Source organism: Quyinboa sediminis, assembly GCF_042219855.1.
Taxonomy (GTDB): Bacteria; Bacteroidota; Bacteroidia; order Bacteroidales; family UBA5342; genus JBHJHP01.
The window spans coordinates 60,164-75,412 of the sequence record NZ_JBHJHP010000011.1 but is presented as its reverse complement, the minus strand read 5'-3'; the positions used below and the strand labels follow the sequence as shown (position 1 = coordinate 75,412).

At 39.8% G+C, this 15,249-nt stretch carries 14 protein-coding genes; 3 read left to right on the top strand and 11 right to left on the bottom strand.

The window, feature by feature from the left end; all coding sequences use genetic code 11:
* Positions 1-154: 154 nt before the first annotated feature.
* Positions 155-1,396 (bottom strand): aspartate kinase, encoded by a 1,242-nt coding sequence (locus ACE1EF_RS19510; protein ID WP_375722388.1) that lies wholly within the window; start codon positions 1,394-1,396, stop codon positions 155-157.
* Between the two features lie 109 nt (positions 1,397-1,505).
* On the opposite strand from ACE1EF_RS19510, the gene ACE1EF_RS19505 reads away from it, so the two are divergent.
* Both ACE1EF_RS19505 and ACE1EF_RS19500 read left to right on the top strand, forming a co-directional pair.
* Positions 1,506-2,411 (top strand): DMT family transporter, encoded by a 906-nt coding sequence (locus ACE1EF_RS19505; RefSeq protein WP_375722387.1) that lies wholly within the window; start codon positions 1,506-1,508, stop codon positions 2,409-2,411.
* Positions 2,386-2,874 (top strand): YkgJ family cysteine cluster protein, encoded by a 489-nt coding sequence (locus ACE1EF_RS19500; protein ID WP_375722386.1) that lies wholly within the window; start codon positions 2,386-2,388, stop codon positions 2,872-2,874. The genes ACE1EF_RS19505 and ACE1EF_RS19500 overlap by 26 nt, the downstream gene beginning before the upstream one ends.
* Positions 2,875-2,881: 7 nt before the next feature.
* Here the strand turns inward: ACE1EF_RS19500 and pdxB are convergent, their stop codons facing one another.
* Positions 2,882-3,982, bottom strand: a complete 1,101-nt coding sequence (gene pdxB / locus ACE1EF_RS19495; protein ID WP_375722385.1) for a 4-phosphoerythronate dehydrogenase PdxB — start codon at positions 3,980-3,982, stop codon at positions 2,882-2,884.
* Between the two features lie 12 nt (positions 3,983-3,994).
* Positions 3,995-4,531 carry a GNAT family N-acetyltransferase gene (locus tag ACE1EF_RS19490; protein ID WP_375722384.1) on the bottom strand — a complete coding sequence of 179 codons (537 nt, stop codon included), beginning with the start codon at positions 4,529-4,531 and terminating at the stop codon, positions 3,995-3,997.
* Between the two features lie 69 nt (positions 4,532-4,600).
* On the opposite strand from ACE1EF_RS19490, the gene ACE1EF_RS19485 reads away from it, so the two are divergent.
* A complete protein-coding gene (locus tag ACE1EF_RS19485) occupies positions 4,601-5,137 on the top strand; it encodes an LOG family protein (RefSeq protein ID WP_375722383.1) in 537 nt (178 codons plus the stop codon).
* Here ACE1EF_RS19485 and ACE1EF_RS19480 read toward each other — a convergent pair.
* The 8 genes from ACE1EF_RS19480 to ACE1EF_RS19445 all read right to left on the bottom strand — a co-directional run bounded on the left by ACE1EF_RS19480 (position 5,117) and on the right by ACE1EF_RS19445 (position 15,247).
* Entirely contained in the window at positions 5,117-5,626 is a 510-nt protein-coding gene (locus ACE1EF_RS19480; protein ID WP_375722382.1) for a shikimate kinase, read from the bottom strand. The genes ACE1EF_RS19485 and ACE1EF_RS19480 overlap by 21 nt on opposite strands.
* Before the next feature lie 3 nt (positions 5,627-5,629).
* Complete coding sequence (locus ACE1EF_RS19475) at positions 5,630-8,269, bottom strand: DNA gyrase/topoisomerase IV subunit A (RefSeq protein WP_375722381.1); 2,640 nt, start codon at positions 8,267-8,269, stop codon at positions 5,630-5,632.
* Positions 8,270-8,274: 5 nt separating this feature from the next.
* Positions 8,275-10,125 carry a DNA topoisomerase IV subunit B gene (locus tag ACE1EF_RS19470; RefSeq protein WP_375722380.1) on the bottom strand — a complete coding sequence of 617 codons (1,851 nt, stop codon included), beginning with the start codon at positions 10,123-10,125 and terminating at the stop codon, positions 8,275-8,277.
* 667 nt (positions 10,126-10,792) lie between these two features.
* On the bottom strand, positions 10,793-12,052 hold the full coding sequence (gene nqrF / locus ACE1EF_RS19465) for an NADH:ubiquinone reductase (Na(+)-transporting) subunit F (RefSeq protein ID WP_375722379.1): 1,260 nt from the start codon (positions 12,050-12,052) through the stop codon (positions 10,793-10,795).
* Between the two features lie 23 nt (positions 12,053-12,075).
* On the bottom strand, positions 12,076-12,693 hold the full coding sequence (nqrE, locus tag ACE1EF_RS19460) for an NADH:ubiquinone reductase (Na(+)-transporting) subunit E (RefSeq protein ID WP_375722378.1): 618 nt from the start codon (positions 12,691-12,693) through the stop codon (positions 12,076-12,078).
* Positions 12,694-12,710: 17 nt separating this feature from the next.
* Positions 12,711-13,343, bottom strand: a complete 633-nt coding sequence (locus ACE1EF_RS19455) for an NADH:ubiquinone reductase (Na(+)-transporting) subunit D (RefSeq protein WP_375722377.1) — start codon at positions 13,341-13,343, stop codon at positions 12,711-12,713.
* 11 nt (positions 13,344-13,354) lie between these two features.
* Positions 13,355-14,041: an NADH:ubiquinone reductase (Na(+)-transporting) subunit C gene (nqrC, locus tag ACE1EF_RS19450; RefSeq protein WP_375722376.1), complete on the bottom strand. Its 687-nt coding sequence runs from the start codon at positions 14,039-14,041 to the stop codon at positions 13,355-13,357.
* Between the two features lie 12 nt (positions 14,042-14,053).
* A complete protein-coding gene (locus ACE1EF_RS19445; RefSeq protein WP_375722375.1) occupies positions 14,054-15,247 on the bottom strand; it encodes an NADH:ubiquinone reductase (Na(+)-transporting) subunit B in 1,194 nt (397 codons plus the stop codon).
* Between the last annotated feature and the right edge of the window lie 2 nt (positions 15,248-15,249).

Here is a 15,249-nt window from a genome sequence, read left to right as displayed (position 1 = left end):
CATCTATTCCAGGGCCTCTACCCCTTCCAAAAGCGGCTGCAAAGAAAGCAATCTTTATCCCTATTATCCAAACTTTTTTGAAGATATTTTAAAAATATTTTTTACTTCAAATGTTAAAATGCTGAATATCTATCAGATAATATATTTATAAAATTCACGCTAAAACATAGCTTGCCGTATTTCGTGTTTTCTGTTCAACATAAATCTTACGATTCACGGTCATATCAATGGCTTTTGACGAAGCAAAATTACGAATAGTCAGCAGTTCTACATCCATGTTATAAACCACCTTAAACTCTTCTTTCAGTTCATGCATCATATCATCAAACCTGCGTTTATCGTAATTAATACACACAGAAAAGCTAAGGGCGGAATTCTGCATCAGGTTCACCTTCACCCTGTAACGGGTAAAAATATCAAACACATCCCTGATATTGTCTTCGACGATAAATGAGAAATCAGAAGGATAAATAGTAATTAAGGCCTGATTTTCTTTTCTTATATAAATAGGTAAATCAAAAAAAAGTGCCTCATCAAAAACCTTTGTTCCCGGGAGTGAAGGTTCATAAAACGACTTCACAAACATAGGAATCTGTTTATTTTGTAATGGTTTAAGCGTTTTCGGATGTATAATCTGAGCACCAAAAAATGTCAATTCGGTGGCTTCCTTATATGATATTTCAGGAATTAATTCAGCGTCCTTGAACCATCTGGGATCAGCATTTAAAACTCCCGGGACATCTTTCCATATTGTAACCGATACTGCATCAAGCAAATAAGCCAATGTTGCTGCAGTAAAATCAGAACCTTCCCTTCCCAGTGTAGTTGTCTGATTATTTAGGGTAGAGCCAATAAAGCCCTGTGTCACATAACGACCTGTATCGGAAAAGGTAAAATGCTTTCGGGCAATATCCATGGATGTATCCCACAAAATCTTTGCTTCCCTGAAATTATTCGAGGTCCTTAAAATCTGACGGGCATCCATCCAGTAATTTTTTGTGCCTTGTGCATTCAGATAGTCAGACACAATGGATGTAGAGAACAATTCGCCGAACGAAACCAGCCGGTCATAGTCAAAATCAAAATCCAGAGATGGAACCTTTGCTAATTCATTCTCAAAATGACTCCACAGCATCATAAAGTGTTCCGGCAAATAATCGTCATCAAACAGCCCGCTGATTATATTTTTATGAAAATCAAATATTTCTGATTTTAAATCCGTTGTGGACTCTCCTGCAAAGAAAGCATCCACTACTTTCTCAAGAGCATTTGTCATTTTGCCCATTGCAGAGACTACTACTACCAGGTTTTCTTCACAGGCATTCACAATTGATTTCAGGTTTTTAACGCCATCGGCATCTTTAACTGAAGCGCCGCCAAATTTATATACAATCATACGTTGTTTTTTTTCAAATGTAAATTTACCCAATTCACAGAAAAATGATAAATGTTAATGAAAATATTCCATTTCAAAGTTGTTTAAATTCAGCTACATTTGCAGCCACATGAATGCAATTAAAAAATACTATCCCATCGTACTGGCAATGATCTGCTGGGCCTTATCTTTTGTTTGGGTAAAAATTGCATATGAGGATTTTCAACCGATCAATCTCATCACCTTCAGGGTAGCCGGAGCAGCCCTTATTTTTTTTATCGTTGGTATTCTTCTGAAAAAAATACAACCAATAAAAGCTGCCGATCTGAAATATTTTCTTCTCATGGCCTTTTTTGAACCCTTCCTTTACTTTATGGGTGAAAGTCATGGAATGAAAATCGTCTCATCAACATACGGGGCAGTAATTATTTCCACTATTCCATTATTTACCCCCATAGCCAGCTATTATCTGTTAAAGGAAAGAATAAAACCAACAATCTTTATTGGAATTATCATCTCTCTGAGTGGCATATTCATAATGGAATACAATCAGGGAAGCGGCACCGCATTTTCACTGAAAGGAACACTGCTTATGCTGGTAGCAGTAATTTCTGCCACTTTTTTCCCGATCTTTCTGCGTAAACTTACTGCACATTATACCAACACAACCATACTTGCCTACCAGAACCTGTTCGGTTTTTTAATGTTTTTACCTTTTTTCTTTGTGCTTGATTTCAACGATACTGTTCACACAACGTTTCATTTAAGACCCTTATTAGCTCTGGGTGGCCTTACGGTATTCTCATCTGTCTTTGCATTCATTTTTTTCACGAACTCGGTTAAAAACATTGGAGTTACATTGTCCAATACATTTGTTAACCTTATCCCTGTAATCACAGCGTTTTTAGCTTTCTTTATTCTGAATGAATCCCTCACCATACAAAAAACTGCAGGTATTCTTGTGGTTATCTCAGGACTGTTTCTATCACAGATAAAATTTAGAGGAAAACATGGAAGAAAAGCTGAAACAGCTTAAAATACTGGCACAGAATAAAGAACAGGAGAATAAATCATTCTTTAAAAAATTTTCCGGGAAGCAAAAGAGATTACTGGATAATCTGATCCACCAGGCTCATGATGAAGTATTTAATTATACAGACTGCCTTGAATGCGCAAACTGCTGCAAAAACCTTGGCCCCAGAATTACTGACCGTGACGTAGATAAAATGGCGAAAGCATTAAAATTAAAACCGGCCGCTATAACTGAACAATACCTTAAAACAGATGAAGACGGGGATATGGTATTTAAATCAATGCCCTGCCCTTTTTTAATGCATGACAATTATTGCATGATCTATGAATCAAGGCCGAAAGCCTGCAGAGAATATCCCCATACAGAAAGAACCAACATGGTTCAGATAAAAAACATAACCGTCCGGAACAGTTTTACCTGTCCTGCAGTTTTTGATATACTTGAACTGGTGAAGAAACGCATATAAAACCGGATCAGACGGAGAAGCCAAAATTTCTGATTTTACTGTTCAGCTCCGGCGTGTTGTTTTTCACATTAACTGTAAAAAAACCAAACTCCCGTCTTAACGGATAACTGCCCCTGAAATACTCGAATTTTTCAGGTTCATATTTCAACCGGTCTGAATCAACTTCCACATCGTATGTCTGTAAAAACAACTCGAAAACATTATTCCCTTTTAATTCCAGTTCTCCCGGATCAACACCAGGAACATCATCAGGATACCAATTCCTGAGAGGCAAATTAAAAAACTCACTGATGGCAATCACACTCATAGAGGTACCGTTAGCCTTTCCATCTGCAGAATAACCTGCAATATGCGGTGTACCAATCAGAACTTCATTTAACAAATCCATATCAATATCAGGCTCTTCTTCCCATACATCCAGGATAAGTTTTGATATTAGCTCTTCATTCAACGCTCTTTTCACTGCTTCTGTACTGAACACTTCTCCACGGCTTGAATTTATTACCACCGGTCTGTTTTTCAGTTTTCGGCATGTTGAATCGTTAAGCATATGAAAAGTAGGATATTTTGATTCATTATCCAGCGGAACATGGAATGTGATAATGCCGGCCTTTTCAAGTATTGTTTCAAAGCTTATAAAATCACCACCCTCCTTCTCCTGTCTTGGCGGATCGCACAGCAAAACATCCATTCCCAGATTACGACAAAGTTTTTCAACCTTTGATCCAACATTCCCCACTCCAACAATACCAATAGTCTGGTTCTTAATATCCATCCCATTCCGGAGTTGTAAAACGGCCAGTACTGAAGCAATATATTGCATAACAGATCCTGAATTGCAGCCCGGAGCATTAGTCCATTTTATCCCATTCTCCCGGCAAAAGTTCTTATCAATATGGTCATGTCCTATTGTTGCTGTTGCAATAAATTTTACGGATGAATCTTTCAGCAGCGCGGCGTTACATTTGGTCCTTGTTCTTATAACAAGAGCATCGGCATCACTGACCATAGCGGCATCAATTGCGGCACCACCTGCATATACCACATCGGCATACGGTTCAAAAACTCCTTTTATAAAAGGAATTTTATCATCAATAACAATTTTCATATGTATTCTGGATTAAACATCGGGATTAATGCACTGGAGTACATAACTATCTACATATCCGTTAGCACCTTTCAGCCATTGGTTCAGCTGACCACAAACCTGAAATCCTGCTTTCTTAAAAAAAGCGACGCTCGCCGGATTATCGGCTCCCACATGGCAGTACAGCAATTTAAGGTGAAGATAGGAAAACGAATAGTTTTTAATCACCTCCATTGCTTCCAGCCCCAAGCCCTGATGCTGATATTTCTTATCGATAAATATGCCGATTGCAGCCCGGTTATGATAAGGATCGTATTCAAAAAGATCTATTGCACCCACGGAGCAGGTTTCACCATCAATATCTGCATCAATCACCAGGCGTAACTGCCTGTTCTCATATATATCTTTTGGCGCGGACTCAATATACTCTTTCAGTAAATACCTTGAATATGGCGTTACCGTATCACTTACATGCCAAAGCTCACTGTCATTTTCCCATTTGTACAGATTGTCAATATCTGAAGGTTCCAATGCACGTAGTTTGATCCTATTCCCTTTGAGCCAATCCATATTTTAAGTATTATTGTGTTGTAAAGGCTGGCATAAAGTTAGCCTTTTTGACTTAGACAAAAAAACATCATGAAAATTTGTGTATACTGTTCATCCAGCAATCATATTCCGGAAAAGTACTTTCAGGTTGCCAGTGAGTTGGGAAGCTGGGTGGCGAAAAACGGACATTCCATTATATATGGTGGTGCAAGTGTTGGACTTATGGAAGAAGTAGCAAGAAGTTTTAAGGCTGAAAATCCTGCAGGTGAACTGATCGGTGTTATTCCGCAAAAGATTATTGACATGGGCCTGACCACCTCTCTGGCTGATCAGGTTATTGAAGTTGTGGATATGAAGGAACGTAAAGAGATCATGCGCCAGACCGGGGACGGGTATATTGCCCTGCCAGGCAGCTTTGGCACTCTGGACGAGATTATTGAGGAAATTGTACTCCGGCAGTTGGGCTACCATAACAAACCAATTGTTTTTTATGACCCGCATCAGTTCTATTCTGATCTTTACAAACAGTTTGATCGCTTTTTTTCAGAAGATTTTATAAGTAAAAAGTTTGACAGTCTATATGCTGTTGCAGGTGATACAGAAAAACTAGGCCAGTTTTTTTATTAAACTGATAATTTCATCAAGCGGCTGTTCAAGAGGATTTATCACAGCTTTAGCCTGAGAATAAAAGGGCTCACGTTCGGCAATTTTTTGTGAAACAAATTCAGTGAGCTCCTCCCTGGACTTACCATCTGCCAACGGTCTCTTATGTTTAGAATTAAGTAATCGTTCTACAATAACCTCTTCAGGAACTTTAATATAAAGCGTCACACCGGTATCATTCATTACCTGAATATTGTTAAAAAAACATGGTGCTCCACCACCGGTAGCTATAATCACATCCTCCATAACCGACAGATCCTCCAGGGCTTTTCTTTCTCTTTCACGAAATACATTCTCACCATACGTGCTGAACAGTTCTGGGACAGACATGAAATTCTTTTCCTCAATGTACTTGTCCATATCTATTAACGGAACATCCATTTCAGCAGATAACACCCTGCTTAAATATGATTTTCCACTTGCCATAAAGCCGATTAAATATACCCTGATCATTTTTTAAAAAAGTGACATTTGCCCTTCACCGTCATCGCTTGAATAGTCATCCGGCTCAGGGTCATCATTATCGTTATCATCTTCTTCAGGATCCTTCTGCAATGACTCTCCCTGTTTTATTTTTGAGACAGTATTGGTCGTTGCCCTTTTACCTTTGGCCCTGAAGCTTTTTACCCCTATAAATTCCTCTACATCAACAATAAGATCTTCCTTATCGGCATCCCTGCCTCCAAATGACACAATAAACTGCGGATATTTGTCATCGGTCAGAAGTATAAGTTTTGAGGCTTCGTTTTCACCAATAAAGGATTGCTTTTTCATGGACTGTTCAAAGGTAAACCGTTTGAAATAGTAGAATCCCTGATCAGCATCCCACAAGGCTACAGACCATATTTTGTCTTCTCTGAATTTCTCCACAACCATAATTTCATCATCATAATGGTTGGAAAGATCGAAATTGGTATTATAGTACTCACCCGATTTTGTGACAACCAGAATGAGATCCTCTCCCAGAAACTCGCCAAGGTACTGGCCCCGCTTGTCTGAGTTGAGACGGTTAACATCATGGTCGAAATAGATATTCCGTCCTCCGAGTGTTGATACACCCTTTTCTTTCAGCGAAATTTTATGAACATCGTTCTTGGTTAAAATATTACCGGCCGCATTTCTGCCTTTGATATCCAGTTCGCTAAAGTCCATTTCAAATACCAGACTCCTCAACCTTGGTTTTGGCTTCAGCATCACTTTAACCACCTCTGCCTCTCCATTAGGATTGGCACTGAAATAAAGGATCCGTGATCCCTTTGTTCCACGGGTCAGGTCATATTCCTTATCCCGCGTAATGCTGGTAACATTAAAACGCTTTTTCATGTAATTTCCGGATCTTCCATCCCGGTAAATCACATTATACGTTGTTCGTTTATCATTGCGTTTAAAGACGGCAACATGAAGAATATCCTTACCTACGAATTGTTTTTCCTGAACTTTAGTGACAAGATATCTGCCATCTTTAAAAAAGATGATAATATCGTCAATGTCAGAACAGTTGCAAACAAACTCATCCTTTTTTAATGCCATCCCGATAAATCCTTCGCTGTAATTAACGTAAAGCTTTTCGTTTGCAACAACAACCTTGGTTGCCTCAATATTTTCAAAACTTCTTATTTCAGTTTTACGTTTGAAGTTTTTTCCGTATTTATCCTTTATCCGTTTGAACCAGTCGATGGTAAATCCGACAATATTTTCAATGTCGCGCTCTACGGCTTTTATCTCTTCCTCTATAGCAAGAAGACGGTCGGCTGCCTTATCAGCGTTGAACTTAAGGATACGGCCCATTTTAATTTCAAACAGGTGCTCAATATCCTCTGTCGTGATTTCCCTGATAAACTTCTCCTTAAACGGTTCAAGACGCTTATCGATGTGAGTAACAGCAGCTTCTTTGTCTTTAGCATTCTCGTATCCCTTGTCCTTATAAATTCTCTCCTCAATAAAGATCTTTTCAAGAGAAAGCATGTGCCATGATTCTTCGAGCTCGTGTTTTTTTACCTCCAGTTCCTTCAGTAAGACATCTTTTGTGTGATCCACATTTGACCTGAGCACCTCGCTCACGCCCAGAAAACGTGGCTTATTATCTTCAATTACACAGCAGTTTGGTGAAATACTCAACTCACAATCGGTAAAAGCATACAGTGCATCGATGGTCTTATCTGAAGAAGTTCCTGAGGCCAGATGAACCAGTATTTCGACGTTCTCGGCGGTATTATCGTCAACCTTTTTAATCTTAATCTTTCCCTTTTCGTTGGCCTTAAGGATGGATTCAATCAGTGTGGACGTATTTTTCCCATAGGGTATATCCTGTATCAGAAGTGTCCGGTTATCAACCTTCGATATTTTAGCTCTCACCTTGACAGCACCACCTCTAAGGCCGTCATTATATCTCGACACATCAATATATCCTCCGGTCTGAAAATCGGGATATATTTCAAAATCCTCATCCTTCAGGTATGCTATGGCAGCATCAATTAACTCATTGAAGTTATGTGGCAGTATTTTTGAGGCCAGCCCTACGGCAATACCTTCAACACCCTGTGCCAATAACAACGGGAATTTAACCGGCAAGGTAACAGGTTCCTTATTACGCCCGTCATATGAAGGTTTCCATTCTGTTACTTTGGGACTGAATACAACATCCAGTGCAAACTTTGACAACCTCGCTTCTATGTACCGGGGGGCCGCAGCGTTATCGCCTGTGAAAACATTTCCCCAGTTTCCCTGTGTATCAATCAACAGCTCTTTCTGTCCCAACTGAACCAATGCATCTCCAATTGATGCATCTCCATGCGGATGAAACTGCATGGTATGTCCGATTACATTTGCTACCTTGTTATAACGACCATCATCCATCCTTTTCATGGAATGGAGGATACGGCGCTGTACCGGTTTCAGACCATCGTTTATGTGGGGGACAGCACGCTCAAGAATTACATAACTGGCATAATCCAGAAACCACTCCTGGTACATTCCCGAAAGATGCGCAGGACCATCGGTGGCCAGATGGATATGATGTTCATCATTTCCGTTCTGGTTTTCATCCGTGTTTATGTCATCATCCTGGTTTTCTATATTATCAATATCATCTGCCATAAATGCTATTCTATCTCGTCAAGATTTGTAATGAGGTTATCAATAATAAAATTCTGTCTTTCTGAAGTATTCTTACCCATATAAAAGGTTAGAAGATCACCAACCTGATCCTCTTTTTTCATGCGCACGCGATCGATCCGCATATTATCGATATTGATGAAATGTTTGAATTCATCCGGAGAGATTTCACCCAGACCTTTAAAGCGCGTAATTTCAGGATCAGGACCAAGCTTATTAATTGCTGCCACTTTTTCCTCATCAGAGTAACAGTAAATGGTTTCTTTCTTATTTCTTACTCTGAAAAGCGGTGTTTGTAAAATATAGACATGACCTTTTCTAACCAATTCAGGAAAAAACTGCAAAAAGAAGGTAATCAATAAAAGTCTGATGTGCATTCCGTCAACATCGGCATCTGTTGCAATAACCACTTTATCGTAGCGCAGCCCTTCCAGACCATCCTCAATATTTAGTGCCGATTGAAGGAGATTAAACTCTTCATTTTCGTATACCACTTTTTTGGTCAGTCCATATGAGTTTAAGGGTTTACCTCTAAGACTGAAAACAGCCTGAGTCTGTACATTTCTTGCCTTTGTTATGGATCCGCTGGCTGAATCACCCTCAGTAATGAAAATCATTGAATCCTGTATTTCATCACCTTTTTTCTCATCGTTGAGGTGTATTCTGCAATCCCGAAGTTTCCGGTTGTGTAAATTTGCTTTTTTTGCTCTCTCGCGGGCTATTTTTGTTACACCGGCAATGGCCTTCCGCTCTTTTTCGGATTCCAGAATTTTTTTGAGTAATCCATCCGCCGTTGGCTGATTTTTATGCAGAAAGTTATCCAGTTCCTTTTTCAGAAAATCATTAACAAACTGTCGCACAGTCGGACCTTCAGGTCCCATATCTTTTGAACCCAGTTTGGTTTTGGTCTGACTCTCAAATACCGGTTCCTCGACTTTTATACTGATGGCTGCGATCAACCCGTTCCGCATATCAGCAAGGTCAAAATTCTTATTGTAAAACTCTCTGATTGTTCTGCCTACAGCCTCACGGAATGCTATCTGATGGGTTCCTCCCTGTGTCGTATGTTGTCCGTTAACGAACGTATAGTACTCCTCTCCATACTGGTTACCATGGGTCATTGCAATTTCAATGTCATCTCCCTTCAGGTGTATTATCGGATAAAGTCCCGGTGAGGTCATATTATCGTTCAGGAGATCCAGTAAACCATTTTTTGAACTGTATTTTCTTCCGTTAAATACAACGGTCAGCCCCATATTAAGGTATACGTAATTCTTAATCAGTGCTTCGATGTGTTCGTACTGATAACGGTAGCCGTTAAAAATCTGCTCATCCGGTTCAAAAATAACAAGTGTACCGTTTTTTTCATCTGTTGGCTGAACCGGGATATCCTGATCGAGCTCGCCTTTAAGAAACTCTGCCGGTTTTGACTGACCTTCCCTGAACGATTGGATAAAAAAGTACCCGGACAGTGCATTCACTGCCTTGATACCAACGCCATTCAGACCAACCGACTTCTTAAATACCTTGGAGTCATACTTGGCACCGGTATTCATTTTAGAAGCGACATCAATAACTTTACCAAGTGGCACACCACGTCCGTAGTCTCTCACAGATACTCTTCCATCATCCGATATATCCACTTCGATTACAGAACCATTGCCCATCATAAACTCATCAATGGAATTATCCATTACTTCTTTTAGCAAAACATAAATTCCATCGTCAGCATAGTTGCCATCCCCCAGCTTACCAATATACATACCGGGCCTTAACCTGATATGTTCCTTCCAGTCAAGTGTCCGAATTGTTTCCTCAGAATATTGTGCAGCACTCATAAAAACGATGTTTTGGCTTATAAATCGAATAGAAATACCCTATCTAAGCAAATAGAGCAAATTTAACCTGAAATTGCAAAAAGTGGCATTCTTTGATATAAACAATGTTTTAACAGATTAAGCGATAACATGGTGTAAATAAGAGTCCGGATTCTACAAACAGACACATAATCTGAAAACGATTTCATAATTCCAAAGACATAAGGCATTAATAAACTAACTATTGCATATCAAACAAGTTAAATGCAGTGTCATAATGGTTAAATCCATTCCCTTATATCAATATTTTGATAGTATTAATTGCAAATAGTTATATTGTATACAAATAATTATATGCATATTTGCATATTGAACGAAGACATTTCTAAAATGCTAAAAAGAATAAAAGAATCTTTTTCCGCACTTGACAAAAAGAAGCAATTAATGTGGCTCACTATTTTTGAATACATTTTGATTGTTATCCTTGCCGGTGCCTCCCTTGGATTTTTCTACCTCCTGACGATGGCCTGAATCAGGCCTTTTCCATAAATATCTATACGTATATAATATGCCGTTTCCCTCCATCATTGGGGGTTAATCTGTTGGGGCATATACGAAACATGCATAAAAGGCATAAAAAAAGGGAAGCTTTCGCTTCCCCTATTTTTATCATTCAGATCACCAAGATTTATGATCCGAAATCGTCGAACGCTACCATTTCATCCGGAACACCCAGATCGTACAACATTTTAGTTACCGCGCTATTCATTAGCGGAGGACCACAGAGATAATATTCGATATCTTCAGGCTCCTCATGATTCTCAAGATAGTTATTAAGAATCACCTGGTGAATAAATCCGACCGGACCTTTCCAGTTATCTTCCGGTTTTGGCTCAGAAAGTGCAAGATGCCATTCGAAATTCGGGAAATCCTTTTGAATTTCATCAAACTCTTCCTTATAAAATACCTCTTTAAGTGACCGGGCACCATACCAAAACGTTACCCGACGTCCTGTCTTAGCCGTCTTAAACAGGTGGAACAGATGTGAACGCATTGGCGCCATACCGGCACCACCTCCGATAAACATCATTTCCCGTTCTGTTTCCTTAATAAAGAATTCTCCGTAAGGACCGGAAATGGTCACCTTATCACCTGGTTTACGTGAGAATATAAATGAGGAGCACACACCCGGATTCACATCCATGAATGTTCCTTTTTCCCTGTCCCATGGTGGAGTTGCTATACGGATATTCAGCATGATAATATTTCCTTCAGCAGGGTGGTTAGCCATCGAATAAGCTCTGTATGTTGGTTCAGGGTTATTCATTTTGAGGTTGAAAATCCCAAGATCTTCCCATTCACTTTTCCACTTATCACCAATTTCAATATTTTTAAAATCGACCTCTATCTTAGGTACGTCAATCTGAATATAACCTCCGGATTTGAATTCCAGAATTTCACCTTCAGGTAATTTAACCACGAACTCCTTAATAAATGTGGCCACATTATTATTGGATACCACAGTGCATTCCCACTTTTTAATTCCCATTACCTCCTGTGGAATGCGCATCTCAATGTTATCTTTCACCTTAATCTGACAAGACAAACGCCAGTTTTCATTCTGTTCTTTCCGGGTAAAGAAATCCACCTCCGTAGGAAGAATAGTTCCCGCACCCGAATCAACCTGTGCACGACACATACCGCATGTACCACCGCCACCGCAGGCAGAAGGAAGAAAGATATTACTGTTAGTTAAGGCTGACAGTAAGGTCTGACCCTGATCAACTTCAAGAACTGTACCACCTTTGTTAATGTCGATATTAACACTTCCTGAAGGAATCAACTTCTTTTTGGCATAAAGCAGAATAGATACAAGTATAAGGATAACAAGCAAAAACATAGTAATGCTTATTGCGATTGTAACTACCTGACCAGCTAAAAACACCATATCTTTAATTTTTATCGCTGTTATTAAAGTTTAATACCCATGAATCCCATAAAAGCCATTCCCATCAGACCGGTGACGATAAACGTAATGCCGAGTCCTTTCAACGGAGCGGGGATATCTGAATATCTTATTTTCTCACGAATTGCCGCAATACCAACAATGGCAAGCCACCAACCGATACCACTACCGAAACCAAATGTTGTGGCTTCTGCAATGTTGCTGTAATTCCTTTCCTGCATAAACAGGGAGCCACCAAGGATGGCACAGTTCACAGCAATCAACGGTAGAAAGATCCCCAGGGAGGAATACAGAGTCGGAGCAAATTTTTCCACCACCATTTCAACCAACTGAACCATCGAAGCTATCACGGCGATAAACATAATAAAGCTGAGGAAGCTCAGATCCAGTCCTGCAAATGAATCACTTAACCAGGAAAGTGCTCCTTCCTTTAACACATAGTTTTCCAGAAGATAGTTAACAGGAACGGTAATGGTTAATACGAATATAACTGCCAGTCCAAGACCATTTGCAGTTTTAACACTCTTAGAAACAGCCAGATATGAACACATACCAAGAAAGTATGCGAATATCATGTTGTTAATAAAGATCGATTCGACAAATATGTTTAATAGTTTTTCCATAACTTTTCCTTTTCAGATTAATGTGTTTCCTGTAAATCTTTCTTTCTGCTTCTGTGCACCCATATGATTAATCCAACCAGGAATAAAGCCATAGGAGGCAGAATGAAAAGACCATTATTACTGTACCCATTTTCATACAGAGATTCCGGTATAATCTGAAATCCGAATAACTGTCCTGAACCGAACAACTCTCTGAAAAATGCCACAATAACCAAAATCAGACCATATCCCATCCCATTACCGATACCATCGAGAAAAGACAGCCATGGTTTGTTGCCAAGAGCAAATGCTTCAAGTCGTCCCATGATGATACAGTTTGTAATGATCAGTCCAACGAATACCGAGAGCTGTTTACTTACATCATAAGCAAAAGCTTTCAGTAACTGGTCCACAAGAATAACAAGCGCTGCCACGACTACCAGCTGAACAATAATACGTATCCTGTTTGGAATGGTATTACGCATGAGTGAAATAATCACATTTGAAAAAGCCGTTACCACTGTTACAGATACTGCCATTACCAAAGCCGGTTCAAGCTTAACTGTAATTGCCAAGGCAGAACAAATACCCAACACCTGTACAACGATTGGGTTATCGCTGCTTAAGGGATTAAATAGTATCTTTTTTTCTTTTGCTGAAAATAAGCCCATAATGTCAAATTTTATTCATTTAAAAACTTATCGTAGGCCGACAAACAGTCGTTCATCATCGCCTGAACTCCCTTACTGGTAATGGTACCTCCGGAAATCCCGTCAACGGCGTGAATATTTCCTTTAGAAGCACCTCCTTTTAACACAAAAAACGTCACCTTTCCATCCTCAAGGATACTCTTTCCGGCAAACTGTTCCTGAAAGTGCGGTTTGGCAATCTCAGCACCAAGACCGGGCGTCTCCCCTTTGTGATCAAATGTTGCACCGTAAATAGTCTTCTTGTCGCTGTTCAATGCTACATATCCCCAGATTGGTCCCCAAAGCCCTTTACCGCGCAACGGAAGAATATATTTCAGTTCACCATTATCCAGCGTACACTCGTATACCGGTAATTTCCTTTCAGAAGGGCTGACTAACACCTGTTTGGTCATATCAACCGAAAACGCATCACCTTTCACTTTTTCTCCTGCTGAATTCAGGATGTAAGTATTCGTAACGTATTTGCTGTACTTGGCTTCTGCATCGTCGGCTGTACTGGCAATATTTACTGACTTTAAGATGTCTGATTTCTTTGCAATCTCAACATTCAGGTTTTGCCTTTCCTTTAAGCTTAAAGAGGCAAAAGCAAGAATTGCGGCCACAACAACAACCATTATTATGGCGTATATAAATGTATAAGCATTTCCTTCTCTGTTCATGACATCTATCTTTTAAGCGTTTGCTTTTACTCGTTTCAAACGTCGTTTAATATTCTGATGGACCACAGCATGATCGATGAGTGGCGCAAATATATTCATGATCAGGATCGCCAGCATCACTCCTTCAGGATATGCCGGGTTAACAATTCTGATCAGAATGGCCAGAGCACCGATTAAAAAGCCGTAAATCCATTTTCCTGTTTCTGTTCGTGAACCGGTAACCGGGTCAGTTGCCATAAAGACGGCTCCAAATGCAAAACCACCCAGAACCAACTGATAATGTGGGGGCATTAGCATAAATGCATTGTCGCCTGTTGCCACATGCAGTAACAGCGCCATCAGATAACCACCTGCAAAGGTGCTCACGATTACTTTCCAGCTACCAACTCCTGTTATGATTAAAATAGCAGCACCAATTAATATGGCAATGGTTGAAGTCTCACCTATTGAACCGGGTATAAACCCTGCAAACATATCCCATAACGAGACCGGATTACCAAATCCATCCACTATTTTAGCAGCTTCACCTGAATGAGCAAGAGCAGCCTGACTTAATGCTGTTGCACCACTGAAACCATCAGGCAGTGCCGCACCTTTTGCTATACCCCTGATCCACACGCTGTCACCCGACATATATATGGGATAAGCAAAAAACAGAAAAGCACGGGTAATCAGTGCCACATTAAACACGTTCATTCCTGTCCCACCAAATGCTTCCTTGGCAAAAATGACTGCGAAAGCTGTGGCCACACCTACCATCCACAACGGTACATCGATTGGCACAATTAAAGGAATAAGCATTCCTGTTACAAGAAAACCTTCCTGAATCTCATGCCCCTTAATCTGGGCGAACACGAACTCAATGCCCAATCCAACTACATATGAAACAATGACAATAGGCAATACCCGAATTAAACCATACCAGAATGTTTCAAAAAACTCTTTTGTTTCTCCCAGTGCATGAAAATGCTGATAACCGACATTAAACATTCCAAAAAGCAAGGCAGGTATAAGTGCAATGACCACAGTGATCATTGTGCGTTTCATATCATTCTGATCATGAATATGCACTCCGCTTTTAGAAGTCTTGTCCGGTACAAAGAGAAAAGTTTCAAAACCATCAAACACAGAGTGGAGCTTTTCAAACTTTCCACCCTTTTCAAATTGAGGTTTAATGTTATCAATAATTTTTCTTAATGCTTTCAAGG

Excerpts from the sequence above, each read along its gene's own strand:
- pdxB (WP_375722385.1), bottom strand. The coding sequence starts at position 3,982 with ATGAAAATTGTTATTGATGATAAAATTCCTTTTATAAAAGGAGTTTTT.
- ACE1EF_RS19455 (WP_375722377.1), bottom strand. The coding sequence starts at position 13,343 with ATGGGCTTATTTTCAGCAAAAGAAAAAAAGATACTATTTAATCCCTTA.
- ACE1EF_RS19475 (WP_375722381.1), bottom strand. The coding sequence starts at position 8,269 with ATGGCAGATGATATTGATAATATAGAAAACCAGGATGATGACATAAAC.
- ACE1EF_RS19505 (WP_375722387.1), top strand. The coding sequence starts at position 1,506 with ATGAATGCAATTAAAAAATACTATCCCATCGTACTGGCAATGATCTGC.
- nqrC (WP_375722376.1), bottom strand. The coding sequence starts at position 14,041 with ATGAACAGAGAAGGAAATGCTTATACATTTATATACGCCATAATAATG.
- ACE1EF_RS19500 (WP_375722386.1), top strand. The coding sequence starts at position 2,386 with ATGGAAGAAAAGCTGAAACAGCTTAAAATACTGGCACAGAATAAAGAA.
- ACE1EF_RS19470 (WP_375722380.1), bottom strand. The coding sequence starts at position 10,125 with ATGAGTGCTGCACAATATTCTGAGGAAACAATTCGGACACTTGACTGG.
- nqrF (WP_375722379.1), bottom strand. The coding sequence starts at position 12,052 with ATGGTGTTTTTAGCTGGTCAGGTAGTTACAATCGCAATAAGCATTACT.
- nqrE (WP_375722378.1), bottom strand. The coding sequence starts at position 12,693 with ATGGAAAAACTATTAAACATATTTGTCGAATCGATCTTTATTAACAAC.
- ACE1EF_RS19510 (WP_375722388.1), bottom strand. The coding sequence starts at position 1,396 with ATGATTGTATATAAATTTGGCGGCGCTTCAGTTAAAGATGCCGATGGC.
- ACE1EF_RS19485 (WP_375722383.1), top strand. The coding sequence starts at position 4,601 with ATGAAAATTTGTGTATACTGTTCATCCAGCAATCATATTCCGGAAAAG.
- ACE1EF_RS19490 (WP_375722384.1), bottom strand. The coding sequence starts at position 4,531 with ATGGATTGGCTCAAAGGGAATAGGATCAAACTACGTGCATTGGAACCT.
- ACE1EF_RS19480 (WP_375722382.1), bottom strand. The coding sequence starts at position 5,626 with ATGATCAGGGTATATTTAATCGGCTTTATGGCAAGTGGAAAATCATAT.